Origin of the sequence: Mesorhizobium sp. M0184, from assembly GCF_040322215.1 — a bacterium.
Lineage (GTDB): Bacteria > Pseudomonadota > Alphaproteobacteria > Rhizobiales > Rhizobiaceae > Mesorhizobium.
In genome coordinates, this window is record NZ_JAMYSZ010000012.1 from 1 (window position 1) to 18,187 (window position 18,187).

Sequence of the window (18,187 nt, forward strand, 5' to 3'; positions counted from 1 at the left end):
TCTTAATTTTTTTTGCGGTAGGTGGTCATGGTTTGAATTTGGGCGGGTGTTGTATTTCTGATTTCGGGGCCACTTTCTAAAATTTCCGGGGGGGGCCGGGGGGTGTAAGCGGGGCCCCCTTCGTGTATCGGAACGCCCAGTGTTTCGGGGCGCACCGAAACGCGTCACACGCACGATGACGAGGACCAGATGACGGTGAAGCCCCTCTACCGACGTGTCTTGCTGAAAGCGTCGGGCGAAGCGTTGATGGGCGAGCAGCATTTCGGCATCGACGTATCGGTGGTCGACCGCATCGCCGCCGACATCGCCGAGGCCCGCGCATTGGGCATCGAAGTCGGTGTCGTCATAGGCGGCGGCAACATCTTCCGTGGCGTCGCGGTTGCGTCAAAAGGCGGAGACCGCGTCACCGGCGACCATATGGGTATGCTTGCCACGGTTATCAATTCGCTGGCGCTGCGCACCTCGCTCAACAAGATCGGCGTCGACGCCGTGGTGCTGTCGGCGATCGCCATGCCCGAGCTTTGCGAAAGTTTTTCGCAGCGTCAGGCGACCGCCTACATGAACCAGGGCAAGGTCGTCATCTTCGCCGGCGGCACCGGCAATCCGTTCTTCACCACCGATTCGGCTGCAGCCCTTCGCGCCGCCGAGATCGGCGCCGATGCTCTGTTCAAGGGCACCCAGGTCGATGGTGTCTATTCGGCTGATCCCAAGAAGGACCCGCATGCGACACGTTTCGAGCGGATCAGCCATGACGAAGTCATCAAACGCGGGCTTTCGATCATGGATACGGCGGCGATTGCACTTGCGCGCGAAAACAACATTCCGATAATCGTCTATTCGATCCACGAGAAGGGTGGCTTCGGCGATATCCTGAGGGGCGGCGGCCGTTGCACGGTTGTCGCAGATGATTGACCGGACCATGAACCCGAAAGGGACCGGTTGCGGATGAGGCTCGAACAGGGCCTAAGCAGTGAACCCGGGTTAACGGGTCGAGGAGACGATGATGAGTGGCGAGTACGACGATCTCAAACGGCGCATGGACGGGGCGATCGCCGCGTTCAAGCATGATCTGGCTTCGCTGCGCACCGGCCGCGCGTCGAGCAACCTGCTCGATGCCGTCCAGGTGCAGGCCTATGGCACCACCATGCCGATCAACCAGGTGGCAACGGTGTCGGTGCCGGAACCGCGCATGATTTCGGTTTCGGTCTGGGACAAGTCGATGGTCAGCGCCGTCGACCGCGCCATCCGTGAAGCCAATCTCGGCTTCAATCCTATCGTCGACGGTACCAATCTCAGGATTCCGCTGCCCGAGCTCAACGAACAGCGCCGCAAGGAGCTGGTCAAGATCTCGCACGGTTATGCCGAGAATGCCCGCGTCGCCGCACGCCACGTTCGCCGGGACGGCATGGACTTTCTGAAAAAGGCGGAAAAGGACGGCGACATCAGTGAGGACGACCATCGCAAACGGGCCGACCAGGTTCAGAAACTGACCGACGAGACAATCAGCACCATCGACCACCTGCTTTCCGACAAGGAAGCGGAAATCATGCAGGTCTAGGGTCTGGCCACGCCTGGCCCGGAAGCGAGAATATGGCAACGCCCGCGCATGTCGCGATCATCATGGACGGAAACGGACGCTGGGCCAAGGCGCGCGGCTTACCGCGGCTGGCCGGTCACCGCGCCGGCGTCGAGGCGCTGCGCAAGACAGTTCGCGCCGCCCCCGGCCTCGGCATCTCCTTCCTGACCGTCTACGCTTTTTCGTCGGAAAACTGGTCACGGCCGAAATCCGAAGTCAGCGACCTCATGGGCCTGCTGAAGCTTTTCATCCGACGTGACCTCGCCGAGCTGCACCAGAGTGGGGTGCGGATCAGGGTCATCGGTGACAGGGCAGGGCTGCAGCCCGACATAAGGGGGCTGCTCGAGGAAGCCGAAACGCTCACTCTCAGCAACGAGGCGCTGACACTGGTCATTGCCTTCAATTACGGCGGGCGCGACGAGATCGTGCGCACCGCGCGCAAGCTCGCAGCGGCGGCGGCGCGCGGTGAGATCGAGAGCGAGGCGATCACGGCCGATTCCTTTGCCAGCTCGCTCGATACAGAGGGCATTCCGGACCCGGAACTGGTCATCCGCACCAGCGGCGAGCTTCGGCTGTCCAACTTCCTGTTATGGCAGGCCGCCTATAGCGAACTCGTTTTCCTGCCTTGCTACTGGCCCGACTTCAGTCGCGAGCACCTGTCCGATGCACTGCGCGATTTCGCCGGCCGCGAGCGCCGCTTCGGCGGACTTGCCGCCCAAGATGTCGCCTCAGGCTGAGGAATGAGCAACCTCCAACTCCGGGTCATTTCGGCCGTCGTGCTTGCCATCGTCACGCTTGCCCTGACCTGGCTCGGCGGACTGTCCTTCCGGTTGCTTTGCGCCGCCATGGCGGCGGTGATCTTCTACGAGTGGACGCGGATGAGCCGCCCCGTTGCCCCGGCAGGTGCTGGTGCCACGGCAGGTCTCGGCTTTCTGCCCGAGGCGCTGATCGTGGTCTTTATTGGTGCCCTCGTCGCCGGCCTGCCTGCGTCTTTGCTGCTGCCGCTCGTCGCGGCTCTGGTTGCTGTCACTGCCGTCGCTTCTTCCATGCGCAGGGCAGGACCGTGGGAAGCATCCGGCCTTGCCTATGCGGCCGTGTCCGGCTTGTCGCTGGCCTTCTTGCGTAACGGCGACCATTCAGGGCTGCTGGCCATTCTGTTCCTATTCGCCGTGGTTTGGGCGACCGATATCTTTGCCTATTTCGTCGGCCGCTCCATCGGTGGTCCAAGGCTGGCGCCGTCGATCTCGCCGGGCAAGACGCGGAGCGGGGCGCTCGGTGGGGTGGTCGGCGGCGTAGTGGCCGGGCTGCTTCTGGCCGCCGTAGCCGGAACGGGCAACCTCGTCGTGCTTGGCGTGGTCGCACTGGTGCTTTCGATTGTCGCGCAGGCCGGCGACCTGTTCGAATCATGGGTCAAGCGACGCCACGGCCGTAAAGATTCCGGCACGCTGATACCCGGCCATGGCGGCATCATGGATCGGGTAGATGGGCTTGTCGCGGCGGCTTTCGCCCTATACGTCATCGGCTGGATTTCCGCGACCGCCGACCATCCGGCACAGGGGCTGTTTCCGGTTTGAACGGCATCGTCGGTGGGCCGGCGCGGGGCTGCGTCATGGATTCGCCTGGATTGATGTCACAGTCGCGGCGTGATCTGTGCCGTGGATGAATTTGAGGGCATGAATTGAACGAGATTTTTCACGCGATTTTCAGCACAGACGGCTTTGTCCTCGGCACGCTGGTGCCTTTCCTGTTCGTGCTGACCGTGGTCGTTTTTGTCCACGAAATGGGCCATTACCTCGTCGGGCGTTGGTGCGGTATCGGCGCAAAAGCCTTTTCGATCGGTTTCGGCCCAGAGATTATCGGCTTCAACGATAGCCGCGGCACGCGCTGGAAGCTTTGCGCCATACCGCTCGGCGGCTACGTCAAGTTCGTCGGCGACATGAACGCGACGTCGAGCCAGCCCAGCTCGGAGGAGATCGAGGCGCTGAGCGACGAAGAACGCAAGGTTGCCTTCCACACGCAGCCGATCTGGAAGCGCGCGGCGACCGTCGTGGCGGGGCCGCTGTTCAACTTCCTGCTGACGATCGCCGTCTTTGCCGTGCTGTTTTCCGTCCATGGCCGGCCCGTGCTGGAGCCGATGGTGGCTGAGGTCACCGTCGGCAGTCCGGCCGCCGCGGCCGGCATCATGCCCGGCGACCGATTCGTCAGCGTCGACGGCAGCAAGGTCGAGACCTTTGCCGACGTCCAGCGTCTGGTCTCTGGCCGCGCCGGCGACAGCATCACCTTCGTCATGCTACGCGCCGGCAAGGAAATCACCGTCACGGCGACGCCGCGCTTGATGGAACAACAAGACGCACTGGGCAACAAGGTCCAGGTGGCCGTGATCGGCGTCGTCAACAACAAGGAACTCGGCCAGCCACGGCTGATCACCTACAGTCCGGCCGGGGCGGTCGGGGCAGCGGTCCAGGAAACCGGACACGTCATCCAGCGTACCGGCCAGTTCCTGCAACGTTTCGTTGTCGGTCGCGAGGACAAGTGCCAGCTGGGCGGCCCCATCAAGATCGCCAAGATGTCGGGTCAGGCGGCAAAGCTCGGCTTTGAATGGCTCGTGCAGCTTGTTGCATTCCTGTCAGTCGGGATAGGGATTCTCAACCTTTTGCCGATTCCCCCCCTCGACGGAGGGCATCTTCTGTTCTACGGCGTGGAGGCTGTCATCCGGCGGCCGGTGTCCGAACGCATGATGGAAATGGCTTACCGAAGCGGCCTCATATTGGTGCTCGGGTTCATGGGCTTTGTTTTCTGGAACGATCTGTTTGGGTGCTGAAATCATGAAGGAATTTGGCTTCGGCACGAGCAATGTTGAGACGCCGTTTACCATGCGTGGGGATATGCGTGACGCGAAAGCCACGCCTCAGGGTTAAGTAAATACAAATTAACCAGAAGCCTTGCGTGTAGGGAAAATCCGGTTAATACGGTAGGGGAAATTACCGCACGTCCGGTTTTCTCGCCGTGGGGACTTCGAGAAAAGGTACAAAAGCCCGATGAAGGCAGCATCCAAGTTTCTGAGCGCCGCGTCCGCGGTGGCTATGTCCGCCGCTCTGGTTGTACCAGGCGCGCTCGCAGTGCAGTTCGTTGCCACATCGGCCGCCGAGGCGGCTGTCGTCTCCAGAGTCGAAGTCACCGGCAATCAGCGTGTCGACGCGGACACCATCCGCAATTACGTGACGATCAAGCCCGGCAAGGCGTTTTCCAGTTCGGATATCGACGATGCGGTCAAGGCGCTGTTTGGCACCGGGCTGTTTTCGGATGTGCAGATCAACCAGGTCGGATCGACGCTGGTCATCAAGGTGTCCGAATACCAGGTCGTCAACCAGGTGCTGTTCCAGGGCAACAAGAAGCTTAAGGACAACGCGCTTGAGGCCGCGGTGCAATTGAAGCCGCGCGGCACCTTCTCGCAACAGCAGCTCGATGCCGATGTCGAGGCGGTCAAGGCCGCATACCGGCGTATCGGCCGCGACGATGCCGCCGTGACCACCCAGATCATGGATCTCGGCGACAACCGGGTAAACGTGGTCTTCAACATCAACGAAGGCGGCCGCACCCAGATCGCAGCGATCAATTTCGTCGGCAACAGCGCCTATTCGAGCCGCCGGCTGTCGGACATCATCTCCACCAAGCGTTCGTCCTTCCTGTCGTTCGTGCTGCGCGACGACGTTTATGACGAGGACAAGCTGCGCGCCGACCAGGAGCTGCTGCGCCGCTTCTATTATAATCACGGCTATGCCGACTTCCAGGTCGTCTCGGCTGTCGGCGAACTCGACGACACCACCAACAAATACACCGTCACCATCACGGTACAGGAGGGCGAGCGTTATACGTTCGGGGATGTCAGCGTCGAAAGCACGATCCCCGAGGTCGACGCCAAGTCGCTTGAATCGGTGGTCGAGACCCACAAGGGCGATGTCTACAACGCCAAGAACGTCGAGGACACGATCATCGCCTTGACCGAAAAGGTCGCTGGATCCGGCTATGCCTTCGCCCAGGTGACGCCGCGCGGCGACCGCAACTTCGAGAACCACACGATCTCGGTCGTCTATACGGTCGATCAGGGGACCAAGGCCTATATCGAGCGCATCGAGATTCGCGGCAACGATCGGACGCGCGACTACGTCATTCGCCGCGAGTTCGATGTCAGCGAAGGCGATGCTTTCAATCAGGTGCTCATCCAGCGCGCGAAGAGGCGGCTGGAAGCGCTCGATTATTTTGAAAAAGTCGAAATTTCCACCGTTCCGGGTTCTGAGCCGGACCAGGTTGTGCTGGTGGTCGATGTGGTCGAGAAATCGACCGGTGAGTTCACGGTCGGCGCCGGTTATTCGAGCGGCGGTGAAACGTCAGGTCCGTCCGTCGAAGGTTCCGTCAGTGAGCGCAACTTCCTCGGTCGCGGCCAATTCATCAAGGTGGCGGCGGGCGGTGGCAAGAACTCGCGCGACTACAGCTTCTCTTTCACCGAACCCTATTTCCTCGGCCGCCGGATCGCGGCCGGCTTCGACATCTACAAGCAGAGCCGAAACTACGACCATTACGACAGCGACACGACAGGCGCGACCGTCCGCTTCGGTCTGCCGATCACCGACAACATCTCAACGCAGCTGGCTTATAATATTGCGCAAGAGAAGTACGAGTTCGACGAGGGCTGCGTTCCCGTTATCAATGGTGGCACCTGCGACGTCTCCCAGGCGATCGTAAACGGCGTTGAAGAGAGCCCATGGCTCAAGTCCTCGGTCAGCCTCGGCCTGATCTACAATACCATCGACGACATGAAGAACCCGCATGACGGTATTTATGCCAATGTCGGCACCGAAGTGGCCGGCGTCGGCGGCGATGCCAAGTTCATCAAGGTCACGGCGCGCGGCAGCATTTATCAGACGTTGTCCGAACAATTGGACCTGGTGGGCCTCGTTTCGGGCGGCGCTGGCCATGTCCAGGGATATGGCAACGGCGATCTGCGCGTCTTCGACCATTTCCAGAGCAGCGACCGTATGATCCGCGGTTTCGAATATGGCGGCATCGGCCCGGTTGCTTCGGACAACAGCAATGACCATCTCGGCGGCACTACCTACTTCAATGCCTCGGCGGAAGCTCAGTTCCCGCTGCCGGTCATCCCCGAAAGCTTCGGTTTGCGTGGCGCTGTGTTCGCCGATGCGGCAACGCTCTACGGCAGCAAAATCGCAAGTGGCCTTGTCAATTCTTCGACAACCGGCATGGAATGGCGCGCTTCCGTCGGTGTCGGTTTGATGTGGGCATCGCCTTTCGGCCCGATCCGCATCGACTATGCGATCCCGGTCAAGAAAGAAAAGACCGACGACGTGCAGGAATTCAACTTCGGCATATCGACCCGCTTCTGATGTAGCGGGCAATGATGCTTCCGGCTCGTTTGGATCCGGATGGCAGTGATCCGACACTACAGCGCAGCGCGTCCTATCGGACGCGCAAAGGACGTTGTAGCACTTTGATTTGCGCATGATCCTTTCCGAGGGTCGATTTCCGATTTTCGGGGTCATGCGCTAGCTGGATATTGCTTCTGGAATGACCGATCCGGTGTTCTTCGCGCCCTCACGCCGGTATACGGCCGGCGAAGTCGCGAATCTGACCGGTTCGACGCTTGTTGATTCCGGTCTCTCCGATGTATCGATCGAGGCTCTGGCGCCCGCCAACGAAGGCGGCGAGAACGCCCTTGTCTTCGTCGATGGCAGGCGCAATTTCGCCCTGATGCAGTCACTGCGGGCGGCGGCGGTTCTCTGCCCTGCCGAATTTGCCGGCAAGGCGCCGGCGGGCATCGCAGTGCTGGTGCATCCGCGCCCGCAGCAGGCCTTCGCAATGGTCGGACGTCTGCTTTTTCCGGCGGCTGCAACGCCTGGACCGATGACCGGCGAAACCGGTATCTCGCCGCACGCCCATATCGATGCGACTGCCCATGTCGAGGCCGGTGCGATCATCGAAGCGGGTGCGATCATCGGACCTCGCGCTGCCATCGGCAGCGGGACCGTCATTGCCCCGCATGCGGTCATCGGTCCGTCCTCGCAGATTGGCCGCGACGGCTATGTCGGTCCAGGTGCCAGCGTGCAATATGCGTTGATTGGCAATCGCGTCATCATCCATGGCGGTGCCAGGATCGGCCAGGATGGCTTCGGTTTCGTGGCCGGCGCCAAGGGTCCGGAGCGGGTTCCGCAGATCGGCCGCGTCATCATCCAGGACGACGTCGAGATCGGGTCGAATACGACCGTCGATCGCGGCGCCATGTCCGACACGATCATCGGCCAGGGCACCAAGATCGACAATCTGGTGCAGATCGCGCACAACGTTCGCATCGGCCGCAATTGCATAATAGCCGGGCTTTCGGGTATTTCCGGTTCCGTGACGGTAGGCGACAACGTCACCATGGGTGGCGGTGTCGGCCTTGCGGATCATTTGACCATCGGGTCCGGGGCCAAGCTTGCGGCAAGAAGCGGGTTTATGAGCAATGTGCCTGCCGGTGAGATTTGGGGAGGATATCCGGCGCAGCCGATGGCGGAAGCGATGCGCGAGATAGCGGCCTTGCGCAGACTTGCACGGACGCGCAAACAGGGTGAGGGGGGAAATGGCTGACATCGCAGCGGCGACACTCGAAGCGGTTGACATAATGCGGCTGATGAAGCTCCTGCCGCACCGCTATCCGTTCTTGATGATCGACCGTATTGTCGACATAGATGGCGACGAATCCGCCATCGGCATCAAGAACGTCACCATAAACGAGCCGCATTTCCAAGGTCATTTCCCCGACCAGCCGGTCATGCCCGGCGTGCTGATCATCGAGGCGATGGCGCAGACGGCCGGCGCCATCTGCATCCGCAGCCTTGGTACGGAAAAGCCGTCGCTGGTTTATTTCCTGACCATCGACAATGCCAAGTTCCGCAAGCCGGTCGTTCCAGGCGACCAGCTGAAAATTCATGTGAAGAAAATCAAGAAACGCGGCAATCTTCTCAAATTCGCTTGCGAGGCCCTCGTCGATGGCGCCAAGGCGGCGGAAGCCGAGATCTCGGCGATGATGGTCGCAAGCGGCTGACAAACGAATGCTAATGAAAATCCAGACAGTCATCGATCCATCCTCGGTCATCGAGGCAGGCGCCCAAATCGGCGAAGGCGCCCGCATCGGGCCCTTCTGTCACGTCGGCCCCGACGCCGTGATCGGCGACCGCGTCGAACTGGTCAGCCATGTCTCGGTGATTGGCGCGACCACCATCGGTGCATCGACTAAGGTCTATCCGATGGCGATACTGGGCGGGCCGCCGCAGAACACCAAGCACAAGGGCGGCCGTACCACGCTGGTGATCGGCGAGAACTGCACGATCCGCGAAGGTGTCACCATGCATGTCGGCACCGATTCCAGCCGCGGCGAGACGACGATCGGCGACAACGGCAATTTCCTTGCCTATGCCCATATTGCCCATGACTGCGTGGTCGGCAAGAACGCCACCTTCGCCAATCAAGCGACGTTAGGCGGGCATTGCGAAGTCGGTGACAATGTCTACATCGGCGGCCTTACCGCGGTTCATCAGTTTGTCCGCATCGGCGATAACGCCTTTCTCGGCGGTTGCTCGGCGATCGTCGGCGACGTCATTCCTTACGCCATCGCCGTTGGCAACCGTGCCAGCCTTCGCGGCCTCAACATCATTGGCCTGAAGCGCGCCGGCCTGCCGCGTTCGGAGATCCACTTGCTGCGCAAAGCCTACAAGACGATCTTCGATCGCTCCCGGACCGTCGGCGAGAACATCGAATTCGCCAAGGCGGAATTCGCCTCGTCGCCGACTGCCATGAAGATCGTCGACTTCATCGCCGGTCGCGGCAAGCGGCACTACGCCGTGCCGTCGCTCAAGGGTAGCGACGGCGACGATACCGATGATGAAGACTGAGGGCAGATGACGAAGATTGAGGCTGCCGGAAAGGGCCTTGATCTCGCGCCAGATGCCAAGGTCGGCATCATCGCCGGCGGCGGCAGTCTCCCGGTCGAAATTGCCCGAGCGCTCGCCCGGCAAGGCAAATTGCCCTTCGTCGTGATGGCGGCCGGCGAGGTCGATCGCATAGCCGATTTCGAGCCCTATGAGCAGGCAACCTTGAGGCTGGAAGACGTCGGGTCGCTGCTGCCGATCCTTAAGCGGCATCACGTTACGCATCTCGTAACCGCGGGTCATATCACGCGCCGCCCCAGGCTGAGCGCCATGCGCCTCAATTTGGGCCTGCTCGCGTGGCTACCCAGCCTCTTCGTCGGTGTAACCCGGGGGGACGATACGGTTCTGAAACTGTTCGTGCGCAGGATCGAGCGCAGCGGCATCAAGGTCGTCGGCGCTCACGAGATCGTGCCGGAGCTGGTCGCCGCCGAAGGCCTGCTGACCAAGGCGGCGCCACGCAAATCCGACTGGCGCGACATCGAGGCGGCGCACGCGGCGGCAAAAGCCATCGGCGCGCTGGATATCGGCCAAGCGGCTGTTGCGGTCGGCGGCCGCGCCATTGCGTTGGAAGGCGTCGAAGGCACCGACGGGCTGCTCGAGCGGACAAGGGAGTTGCGCGGGCACGGCAGGCTGGCCGGCGGGAGCCGCGGTGTTCTGGTCAAATGCGCCAAGCCCGGTCAGGAACTGCGTGCCGATCTGCCCTCCATCGGCCCGCTGACTGTCGAGGCGGCGCATGCCGCCGGACTGGCCGGCATTGCCGTCGAAGCCGGTCGCTCGCTAGTGCTCGAAGGTCCCGCCACCATCGGACGTGCCAATGCGCTCGGCCTGTTCGTAATCGGCCTGCCTGCTGCGGAGCCGGCGCATGGCGAATGAGCGGCCGTTGAAGATAGCCGTCGTCGCCGGCGAGGAGTCCGGCGACCTGCTTGGCGCCGACCTTGTGCAGGCGCTCAAGCGCATGACCGGGCGCGAAGTTCGGCTTGTCGGCATCGGCGGCCGCCATTTGCAGGCGCTCGGCCTGGCGCCATTGTTCGACGGCAGCGAGATCGCACTGATGGGGCTTAGCGCCATCCTGCGCGACCTGCCGCGCCTGATGCGGCGGATCGGACAGCCGGCAAACGGGATTGCCGGTGAAAAGCCCGATTGCCTTATCACCATCGACAGTCCGGATTTCTCGCTGCGCGTCGCCAAGAAGGTGCGTGCCGCCGATCCGACTATCCCGATCGTCCACTATGTCTGCCCGAGCGTGTGGGCTTGGCGGCCGGGCAGGGCGGCGGCGATGAAGCCATATGTCGATCACATTCTTTGCATCCTGCCGTTCGAGGTGAAGGAACTCGCTCGCCTGGGCGGGCCGCCCGGCACCTATGTCGGGCATCGCCTTGCACACGATCCGGGCATAATCAGTGCCGCCAGGGCGCAGGCGCAGCCGCGTGACCTGTCCGCAGATCACGTCAAAACGTTGCTTGTACTGCCTGGTTCGCGTCGTGGTGAGGTGCGACGCATGGTCGGGCCGTTCGGCGAGACGGTGTCGATCCTGCGGGCGCGCGGGCACCGCTTGCGCCTGCTGTTGCCGACGGTGCCGCACGTCGCCGATCTGGTCAGGACCTCGGTCGCGAGCTGGGACGAGAAGCCGGAGATCATACTCGATGCCGAACGCAAATGGCAGGCCTTCGGCAAGGCCGATGCGGCGCTGATCGCATCGGGGACAGTATCGCTGGAACTGGCACTGGCGAGTGTGCCGATGATCTCCTGCTACCGGCTCGATCCGGTCATGCGCATCGCGCAGCCGCTGATCAAAGTATGGAGCGCAGCCTTGCCCAATCTCATTGCCGACCGGCCCGTTGTGCCGGAACACTACAATCAATATGTGCGGCCGCATTATCTGGCGCGGCAGTTGGAAGCGCTGTTCTCCGATACCGCCTACCGCACCTGGCAGAAGCACGGTTTTGCCGACATTGCCGGGCGTATGGCAACCGCCAAGCCGTCAGGCGAGATTGCCGCGGGTGTGGTGATGGGGATGGTGAGGAAGTGAGTGAATTGTGAATAGTGAATTGTGAATAGTGGTTTCTATGGACAGGGAGCGACGCTTCGCTATTCACCATTCACCATTCACCATTCACCATTCACCATTCACCACCTTCACCGCTTCGCGATTGGCACGTAGTCCCGTTCCGGCGCGCCGGTATAGAGCTGGCGCGGGCGACCGATCTTCTGGTGCGGGTCCTCGATCATCTCCTTCCACTGCGCGATCCAGCCGACGGTGCGGGCGACCGCGAACAGCACGGTGAACATGGTGGTGGGAAAGCCCAGCGCCTTCAGCGTGATGCCGGAATAGAAATCGACGTTCGGATAGAGCTTCTTCTCGATGAAATAGGAATCGGTCAGTGCGATCCTTTCCAGCTCCATGGCGATGTCGAGCAGTGGATCGTCCTTGATGCCGAGCTCGCCCAGGACCTCGTGCGCGGTCTTCTGCATGATCTTGGCGCGCGGATCGTAATTCTTGTAAACGCGGTGGCCAAATCCCATCAATCGGAACGGATCGTTCTTATCCTTGGCGCGCGCAATGAATTCCGGGATGTGATCGACATGACCGATCTCGCCCAGCATGTTCAGGGCTGCCTCGTTGGCGCCGCCATGTGCGGGACCCCACAGGCAGGCGATGCCGGCAGCGATACAGGCAAAAGGATTGGCGCCCGACGAGCCGGCCAGGCGGACGGTCGAAGTCGAGGCGTTCTGTTCGTGATCGGCGTGCAGGATGAAGATGCGCTCCATCGCGCGGGCCAGCACCGGATTGATCTTGTATTCCTCGCAAGGCACGGCGAAGCACATATGCAGGAAATTGGCTGCGAAATTCAGCTCGTTCTTCGGGTAAATGAATGGCTGGCCGATGTGGTATTTATAGGCCATCGCCGCGATCGTCGGCATCTTGGCGATCAGCCGCATTGACGCGACCATGCGTTGATAGGGGTCCGAGATATCGGTGGAATCGTGATAGAAGGCCGACAGCGCGCCGACCACGCCGCACATCACCGCCATCGGATGCGCATCACGGCGGAAGCCGGTGAAAAAGCGCGACATCTGCTCATGCACCATGGTGTGGCGCGTCACCCGGTAGTCGAAATCGTCCTTCTGCGCCTTGGTCGGGAGTTCACCATAGAGCAAGAGATAGCAGACTTCGAGGAAGTCGCCGTGCTCGGCCAATTGGTCGATCGGGTAGCCGCGGTGCAAAAGAATGCCGGCATCGCCATCGATGAAGGTGATTTCCGATTCGCAGCTCGCCGTCGACGTAAAACCGGGATCGTAGGTAAAGACGCCGGCGGTGTTGTAGAGCGAACCGATGTCGATGACATCAGGTCCTACCGAACCACTTCGTATCTTGAATTCATGGGTTTTGCCGCCGAGTTCCAGCTTGGCCGTCGATGCCTGGGTTTTGCCGCCAAATTCCATTTTTGTCGCAGGTTCGGTCATAGCAAACTCCTTTTTGTTTCCTCAGGCCGGCAAAGGCAAAATATCTGAACCCAACACGTCAAAAGCATCGGAATACGCACATTTGCGCCCGCAATTGAATCTGCGCGGCAGATTAGGCCAAGACCCAATGTTGCACTGCGAAACACACCTTTCAATGCCAATCTTCTTGGGCCAGTTTGCTAATCGATTTGATCAGCGATCCGCGCCAGGCTTTCCTCGCGGCCAAGCACGGCCAGCACATCGAAGACACCTGGCGAGGTACTTTTGCCGGTGAGCGCGGCGCGCAAAGGTTGGGCCACGGCGCCGAGTTTATGGCCGGCGGCCTGCGCATAGTCGCGGATCGCGGCTTCGGCTGAGGCGGCAGACCACTCCGAAACCGTGGCTAGTGCCGCATGAGCGCCCCGCAGGATCGCGCGCGCCTCACCGCTGAGCAGCGCCGCCGCCTTCTCGTCGACCGGCAGCGGCCGCTCGACGAAAAGGAATGCAGCCCCTTCAGCAAGTTCGACCAGCGTCTTGGCGCGCTCCTTCAGGCCCGGCAAAGCGGCAAGCAGTTGCGCCCTGCGTCTGTCGTCGAGGCGCGCGGCGATTGACGGGCCGCCTTCAAGATAGGGCAGAGTGGCGATGAAGATGTCGAGCAGCGCCGCGTCGTTCATCCGGCGCATATGCACGCCGTTAAGCGCCTCGAGCTTGGCGAAGTCGAAACGGGCGGCGCCCTTGTTGACGTCGCCAATGTCGAACCATGCAATCATGTCGGCGATCGACATGATCTCATCGTCGCCGTGGCTCCAGCCAAGCCTCGCCAGATAGTTGAGCAGCGCCTCCGGCAGGTAGCCCATGGCGCGATAGGCTTCGACGCCAAGCGCACCGTGCCGCTTCGACAGCTTGGCGCCGTCGGCACCGTGGATCAGCGGGATATGCGACATCGACGGCACCTCCCAGCCCATGGCCTGATAGATTACGGTCTGGCGTGCGGCGTTGGTCAAATGATCGTCGCCGCGGATGATGTGGGTGATGCCCATGTCGTGATCGTCGACGACGACGGCATGCATGTAGGTGGGATTGCCGTCCGAGCGCAGAATAATGAAATCGTCGAGATCCTTGTTGGGAAAGCGCACGTCGCCCTGGACGCGGTCATGCACCACCGTCTCGCCGTCTGTCGGCGCCTTGATGCGGATCGCCCCCTTGGCGCCGGGCGGCGCCTCCGACGGGTCGCGGTCGCGCCAGCGTCCATCATAGCGGGGAGGCAGCCCCTTGGCGCGTGCGCTCTCGCGCATTGCCTCTAGTTCGGCAGGCGTCGCATAACAATAATAGGCCTTGCCCATACGAACGAGCTCCTCGGCCACCTCGCGATGGCGCGGCGCACGCTCGAATTGCGACACCGGCTCGCCGTCCCATGTCAGGCCAAGCCAGGAAAGCCCGTCGAGAATGGCCGCGCTTGCCGCATCGGTGGAGCGCTCGCGGTCGGTGTCCTCGATGCGCAGCAGCATCGTGCCGCCTGTGTGCTTGGCATACAGCCAGTTGAACAGCGCCGTGCGCGCGCCGCCAATGTGCAGATAGCCGGTGGGCGAGGGGGCAAAACGGGTGACGACCTTATCGGGCATGGAACTCTCAGGCGGGCGAAGGAAGTGGGTTTGCGGACTTTCGCGCGTTGCGCGTTCATGTAGCATAGGAGGTCGAGGGCGCAAGGGGCAGACCCGATGGCTGTGCGAGGCCGTGGTGCGGGCGAGGGCGAGGACGTTGGCAGCGGCGTCAGCGAACGCTTGCTGTTTGCCGCTCCCCCGCCTGTCCTGCCGGCACCGGCATTGCTACCCGCTCCGCGCTTCGATGCTCCGTCGCTGCCGGCCAGCGACCCAGCAACGGTTCTCGTGCCCGCGGGCGAGCCCATCGTACGCCTGCCCAGGCGTTTCCGCCTCCCGTCACCGTCCCGTATCCGCAACAGCGTAACCTCGGCAGCCGGCCTGGAACTCGACCGCGGCATCGCCTTCCTGCTGGTGCCGGTGTTCCTCGCATGCGGGGTGGTCGTATATTTCGGGCTGTCGGTGGAGCCGGCCTTTCCACAGCCGATCGCAATCGCGCTCCTCGCGGCCCTTTGTGCCGTCGTCTCGCGGTCATGGCCCAGGACGCGCCTGTGCTTCATGGTGGCACTGCTCTGCGCGCTTGGCGTACTTGCCGCCAAGTTCGAGACATGGCGTGTCGGAACGCATATGCTCGGTTCCGAAATCTCGACGCGGCTGACGGGTCGCGTCGTATCGTACGAGCCCATGGCGAGCGGCCGCATCAGGCTGACAATCGATGTGATCTCAACCGCCAGGCCGACACTGCGCTACATGCCGGAACGGGTCCGCGTTTCGGCGATGAAGATACCGGCTGAGCTGACCGCCGGTTCCGAGATCACCGGCTATGTGCGGCTGCTGCCGCCGACCGGCCCGGTGCGGCCCGACAGCTATGATTTCTCCTTCGACAGCTATTTCGCCGGTATCGGCGGCAGCGGCTTTTTTCTCGGCAATCCGAAAGTCGTGTCGTCGGGCAGCATGCCGCTTGCCGCGCAGCTTTCTTCCGCGATCGAAGACGCGCGCGAATCCATCGCCGACCATATCCGCAGCCGCATCGGCGGTGCCGAGGGCGAGATTGCTGCTGCGTTGATCGTCGGCGTGCGCGCCGGCATTCCCGAGGAGATCAACGAAGCGATGCGGCGCACCGGCATCTACCACATCATCTCCATCTCGGGGCTGCATATGGCGTTGGTCGCCGGCACCATCATGGCGCTGCTGCGGGGTGCCTTTGCGCTGTTTCCCGATTTCTCATCGCGACGGCCGGTCAAGAAATATGCCGCGGCCGCCGCGCTTCTTTCGATTGCGGCCTACCTCGTCTTTTCCGGCATTGTCGTGGCGGCCGAACGCAGCTTCATCATGCTGGCGGTGATGCTTATCGCCGTGCTGTTCGACCGGGCCGCGCTCACCATGCGCAACCTGGCGATCTCGGCCATCGCGGTCATCCTGGTGTCGCCGCACGAGGTGGTCGGTCCGAGTTTCCAGATGTCCTTCGCCGCGACGGCGGCCCTTGTCGGCGCCTATGCAGGCTGGTCCGATTACCGCGCCGGCAGGGCCACCACGCCGCCGCCGCGGCTGTCGCCGCAACGCTTTGCCACTCGAAAGGTCCTGCTGGGCATGTGCGGTCTGGCGATGACCTCGATCATTGCAGGGAGCGCCACAGCGCTTTTCGCCATATGGCATTTCCAGCGCGTGGCGCCGCTCAGCCTGTTCGCCAATCTGGCCATCATGCCCATCGTCTCACTGGTCGTCATGCCCTTCGCCGTTCTCAGCGCGCTGGCGATGCCGTTCGGTGCGGATGGCCCTTTCCTCTATGTCATGGGCAAGGGGCTGACGGCGATGATCGCCCTGTCCGGGTGGATCTCGGAGCGCTCGCCGATCGATGCGGTCGGGCTGATTTCGCTGAGATCCGTCCTTCTGGTGACGATCGCCCTCGTCATTGCCAGCATGGCGACGACCTGGTTGCGGCTGGCGGCACTTCCTTTTGCGCTCGCCGGCTTGCTGACGACAACGCAGACACGCATACCCGACGTATTGGTCTCGGAGGACGCACGGCTGGTCGCGCTGCCGATCGGCAGCGGTGAACTCGCGGTCAACCGGGCACGCCCGAATGAGTTCACCATCGACAACTGGAAACGCGCGCTCACATCCGAGGCTATCGTCGCGCCGGAAACACCTGGAAAGAACGACCCGCAATTCGACATTGCCGATCCGGCCGACCTACCGCCGGGCATGCCGTTCATTTGCACGGATGGCCTCTGCCTTGCCAGGCATCCATCCGGCGCGATCATCGCGCAAGCCAAGGACCGCGATACTGCGCGGCCAGCCTGCGCCTTTGCCAGCTTGATCGTCATCGACGACGCCACCGCCCATAACCCCTGCTACTACGACCGGCTGGTCCTCGTCGTCACCAAACGGCAACTGGCGCACGCGGGAAGTGCCGCCGTCTACTTCGATCCACAAGCGGCAACGCGCGCCGAAATCCGTTTCGCGGTCGAAAAATCATACCGGCCCTGGCACGTGCAGCGGAAATTTTCACGCGCGGCACGAGGCCTGCCGCCATACCGCAGGGCCGACAACCCCAAAGCCGGCGCCAAGGGCGGAGCTCAGTAGCGGCGGATCAGTCCGACGAGCTTGCCTTGCACCTTGACCCTGTCTGGTCCGAAGATGCGCGTCTCGTAGGCCGGATTGGCGGCTTCCAGGGCGATCGAGGCGCCCTTGCGGCGGAACCGCTTCAGCGTCGCTTCCTCCTCGTCGACCAGTGCCACCACGATCTCACCGGGGCTCGCCGTATCGGCATTGCGGATGATCACCGTGTCGCCGTCGAAAATGCCGGCCTCGATCATCGAATCGCCTTTGACCTCGAGCGCATAATGCTCGCCGCCCATGATCATATCCGGCGGCACCGAAATCGAATGCGTCTGGTGCTGGATGGCGTCGATCGGCACACCGGCGGCGATGCGGCCCATCACCGGGATCGAAACGGCGGCGACGACATCGTCGTCATTTCCGGCTGCGGGCACGCGCGACGATGTCGGCTTGCCTTGCCGAGGACCGCCTTGCCCAAGACTGCCCTGGATGACACTCGGCGAGAACTTGCGTGCCGCATTGAGGCCGGGGGCGATCGAGTCAGGCAGGCGCAGCACCTCCAGCGCACGGGCCCGGTTGGGCAAACGGCGAATGAAGCCGCGCTCCTCCAGCGCCGTAATCAGCCGGTGGATTCCGGATTTGGAAGCCAGGTCGAGCGCTTCCTTCATCTCGTCGAAGGAAGGCGGGATACCGCTTTCCTTCAACCTTTCGTGGATGAACATAAGCAGTTCGTGTTGTTTGCGTGTCAGCATAGCGACCCCCAACAGAATCAGAAAAACAAACCCAGAACAAACACTATCTGTTCCAGTTGTGTTCCGCAACTGTTTAAAGTTTAATGAATGCGTTAAGGCTTGGGAAACAAACCACGCCCCTACCGGAATGCCGCATTTTCACCGTCGCGAGCGTCATCCCCTTGATTCTGCTTTCGTTTGCGCCTTCTGGCTTCCCAGAAGGCAGCACTGGCATCGGCCGTCAGTCGGCAAAGGGCACGGAATTGAACCCGTATCGACTGCGCGGTTCGGTCA

The 18,187-nt window shown here is 62.1% G+C and carries 15 protein-coding genes; 12 read left to right on the forward strand and 3 right to left on the reverse strand.

Annotated elements, in window-relative coordinates:
* Positions 1-189: 189 nt before the first annotated feature.
* The 11 genes from pyrH (at position 190) to lpxB (ending at position 11,587) form a co-directional block, all read left to right on the forward strand.
* On the forward strand, positions 190-912 hold the full coding sequence (gene pyrH / locus NKJ23_RS16415) for a UMP kinase (RefSeq protein WP_023674934.1): 723 nt from the start codon (positions 190-192) through the stop codon (positions 910-912).
* Positions 913-1,003: 91 nt separating this feature from the next.
* Positions 1,004-1,558: a ribosome recycling factor gene (gene frr / locus NKJ23_RS16420; protein WP_084640965.1), complete on the forward strand. Its 555-nt coding sequence runs from the start codon at positions 1,004-1,006 to the stop codon at positions 1,556-1,558.
* Between the two features lie 32 nt (positions 1,559-1,590).
* The gene (locus NKJ23_RS16425) at positions 1,591-2,313 is read left to right on the forward strand and encodes an isoprenyl transferase (RefSeq protein ID WP_352681135.1); all 723 of its coding nucleotides are present in this window, start codon (positions 1,591-1,593) and stop codon (positions 2,311-2,313) included.
* Between the two features lie 3 nt (positions 2,314-2,316).
* Positions 2,317-3,150: a phosphatidate cytidylyltransferase gene (locus NKJ23_RS16430; protein WP_352681137.1), complete on the forward strand. Its 834-nt coding sequence runs from the start codon at positions 2,317-2,319 to the stop codon at positions 3,148-3,150.
* A 104-nt stretch (positions 3,151-3,254) separates the two neighbouring features.
* Entirely contained in the window at positions 3,255-4,397 is a 1,143-nt protein-coding gene (gene rseP, locus NKJ23_RS16435) for an RIP metalloprotease RseP (protein WP_352455753.1), read from the forward strand.
* Between the two features lie 217 nt (positions 4,398-4,614).
* Positions 4,615-6,978 carry an outer membrane protein assembly factor BamA gene (bamA, locus tag NKJ23_RS16440; protein WP_352625621.1) on the forward strand — a complete coding sequence of 788 codons (2,364 nt, stop codon included), beginning with the start codon at positions 4,615-4,617 and terminating at the stop codon, positions 6,976-6,978.
* A gap of 181 nt (positions 6,979-7,159) precedes the next feature.
* A complete protein-coding gene (lpxD, locus tag NKJ23_RS16445; RefSeq protein ID WP_352448823.1) occupies positions 7,160-8,218 on the forward strand; it encodes a UDP-3-O-(3-hydroxymyristoyl)glucosamine N-acyltransferase in 1,059 nt (352 codons plus the stop codon).
* A complete protein-coding gene (gene fabZ, locus NKJ23_RS16450) occupies positions 8,211-8,675 on the forward strand; it encodes a 3-hydroxyacyl-ACP dehydratase FabZ (protein ID WP_023674942.1) in 465 nt (154 codons plus the stop codon). The genes lpxD and fabZ overlap by 8 nt, the downstream gene beginning before the upstream one ends.
* Positions 8,676-8,688: 13 nt before the next feature.
* Complete coding sequence (lpxA, locus tag NKJ23_RS16455) at positions 8,689-9,522, forward strand: acyl-ACP--UDP-N-acetylglucosamine O-acyltransferase (protein ID WP_352681140.1); 834 nt, start codon at positions 8,689-8,691, stop codon at positions 9,520-9,522.
* Between the two features lie 6 nt (positions 9,523-9,528).
* Positions 9,529-10,431, forward strand: a complete 903-nt coding sequence (locus tag NKJ23_RS16460) for an LpxI family protein (protein WP_352448825.1) — start codon at positions 9,529-9,531, stop codon at positions 10,429-10,431.
* Entirely contained in the window at positions 10,421-11,587 is a 1,167-nt protein-coding gene (gene lpxB, locus NKJ23_RS16465; protein ID WP_352681142.1) for a lipid-A-disaccharide synthase, read from the forward strand. The genes NKJ23_RS16460 and lpxB overlap by 11 nt, the downstream gene beginning before the upstream one ends.
* A gap of 107 nt (positions 11,588-11,694) precedes the next feature.
* Here lpxB and gltA read toward each other — a convergent pair whose 3' ends face one another.
* Both gltA and gltX read right to left on the reverse strand, forming a co-directional pair.
* A complete protein-coding gene (gene gltA, locus NKJ23_RS16470) occupies positions 11,695-13,023 on the reverse strand; it encodes a citrate synthase (protein ID WP_023674946.1) in 1,329 nt (442 codons plus the stop codon).
* Between the two features lie 179 nt (positions 13,024-13,202).
* Complete coding sequence (gene gltX / locus NKJ23_RS16475; RefSeq protein WP_352681143.1) at positions 13,203-14,624, reverse strand: glutamate--tRNA ligase; 1,422 nt, start codon at positions 14,622-14,624, stop codon at positions 13,203-13,205.
* 96 nt (positions 14,625-14,720) lie between these two features.
* Here gltX and NKJ23_RS16480 point away from each other — a divergent pair, with 96 nt between their 5' ends.
* On the forward strand, positions 14,721-17,186 hold the full coding sequence (locus NKJ23_RS16480; protein WP_352681145.1) for a ComEC/Rec2 family competence protein: 2,466 nt from the start codon (positions 14,721-14,723) through the stop codon (positions 17,184-17,186).
* Here the strand turns inward: NKJ23_RS16480 and lexA are convergent.
* On the reverse strand, positions 17,180-17,914 hold the full coding sequence (gene lexA, locus NKJ23_RS16485; RefSeq protein ID WP_352448829.1) for a transcriptional repressor LexA: 735 nt from the start codon (positions 17,912-17,914) through the stop codon (positions 17,180-17,182). The genes NKJ23_RS16480 and lexA overlap by 7 nt on opposite strands.
* Positions 17,915-18,187 lie beyond the last annotated feature (273 nt).

What these genes read in the sequence shown, in the direction of transcription:
- pyrH (WP_023674934.1), top strand. Translation starts at nt 190, where the DNA reads ATGACGGTGAAGCCCCTCTACCGACGTGTCTTGCTGAAAGCGTCGGGC.
- frr (WP_084640965.1), top strand. Translation starts at nt 1,004, where the DNA reads ATGAGTGGCGAGTACGACGATCTCAAACGGCGCATGGACGGGGCGATC.
- NKJ23_RS16425 (WP_352681135.1), top strand. Translation starts at nt 1,591, where the DNA reads ATGGCAACGCCCGCGCATGTCGCGATCATCATGGACGGAAACGGACGC.
- NKJ23_RS16430 (WP_352681137.1), top strand. Translation starts at nt 2,317, where the DNA reads ATGAGCAACCTCCAACTCCGGGTCATTTCGGCCGTCGTGCTTGCCATC.
- bamA (WP_352625621.1), top strand. Translation starts at nt 4,615, where the DNA reads ATGAAGGCAGCATCCAAGTTTCTGAGCGCCGCGTCCGCGGTGGCTATG.
- lpxD (WP_352448823.1), top strand. Translation starts at nt 7,160, where the DNA reads ATGACCGATCCGGTGTTCTTCGCGCCCTCACGCCGGTATACGGCCGGC.
- fabZ (WP_023674942.1), top strand. Translation starts at nt 8,211, where the DNA reads ATGGCTGACATCGCAGCGGCGACACTCGAAGCGGTTGACATAATGCGG.
- lpxA (WP_352681140.1), top strand. Translation starts at nt 8,689, where the DNA reads ATGAAAATCCAGACAGTCATCGATCCATCCTCGGTCATCGAGGCAGGC.
- NKJ23_RS16460 (WP_352448825.1), top strand. Translation starts at nt 9,529, where the DNA reads ATGACGAAGATTGAGGCTGCCGGAAAGGGCCTTGATCTCGCGCCAGAT.
- lpxB (WP_352681142.1), top strand. Translation starts at nt 10,421, where the DNA reads ATGGCGAATGAGCGGCCGTTGAAGATAGCCGTCGTCGCCGGCGAGGAG.
- gltA (WP_023674946.1), bottom strand. Translation starts at nt 13,023, where the DNA reads ATGACCGAACCTGCGACAAAAATGGAATTTGGCGGCAAAACCCAGGCA.
- gltX (WP_352681143.1), bottom strand. Translation starts at nt 14,624, where the DNA reads ATGCCCGATAAGGTCGTCACCCGTTTTGCCCCCTCGCCCACCGGCTAT.
- NKJ23_RS16480 (WP_352681145.1), top strand. Translation starts at nt 14,721, where the DNA reads ATGGCTGTGCGAGGCCGTGGTGCGGGCGAGGGCGAGGACGTTGGCAGC.
- lexA (WP_352448829.1), bottom strand. Translation starts at nt 17,914, where the DNA reads ATGCTGACACGCAAACAACACGAACTGCTTATGTTCATCCACGAAAGG.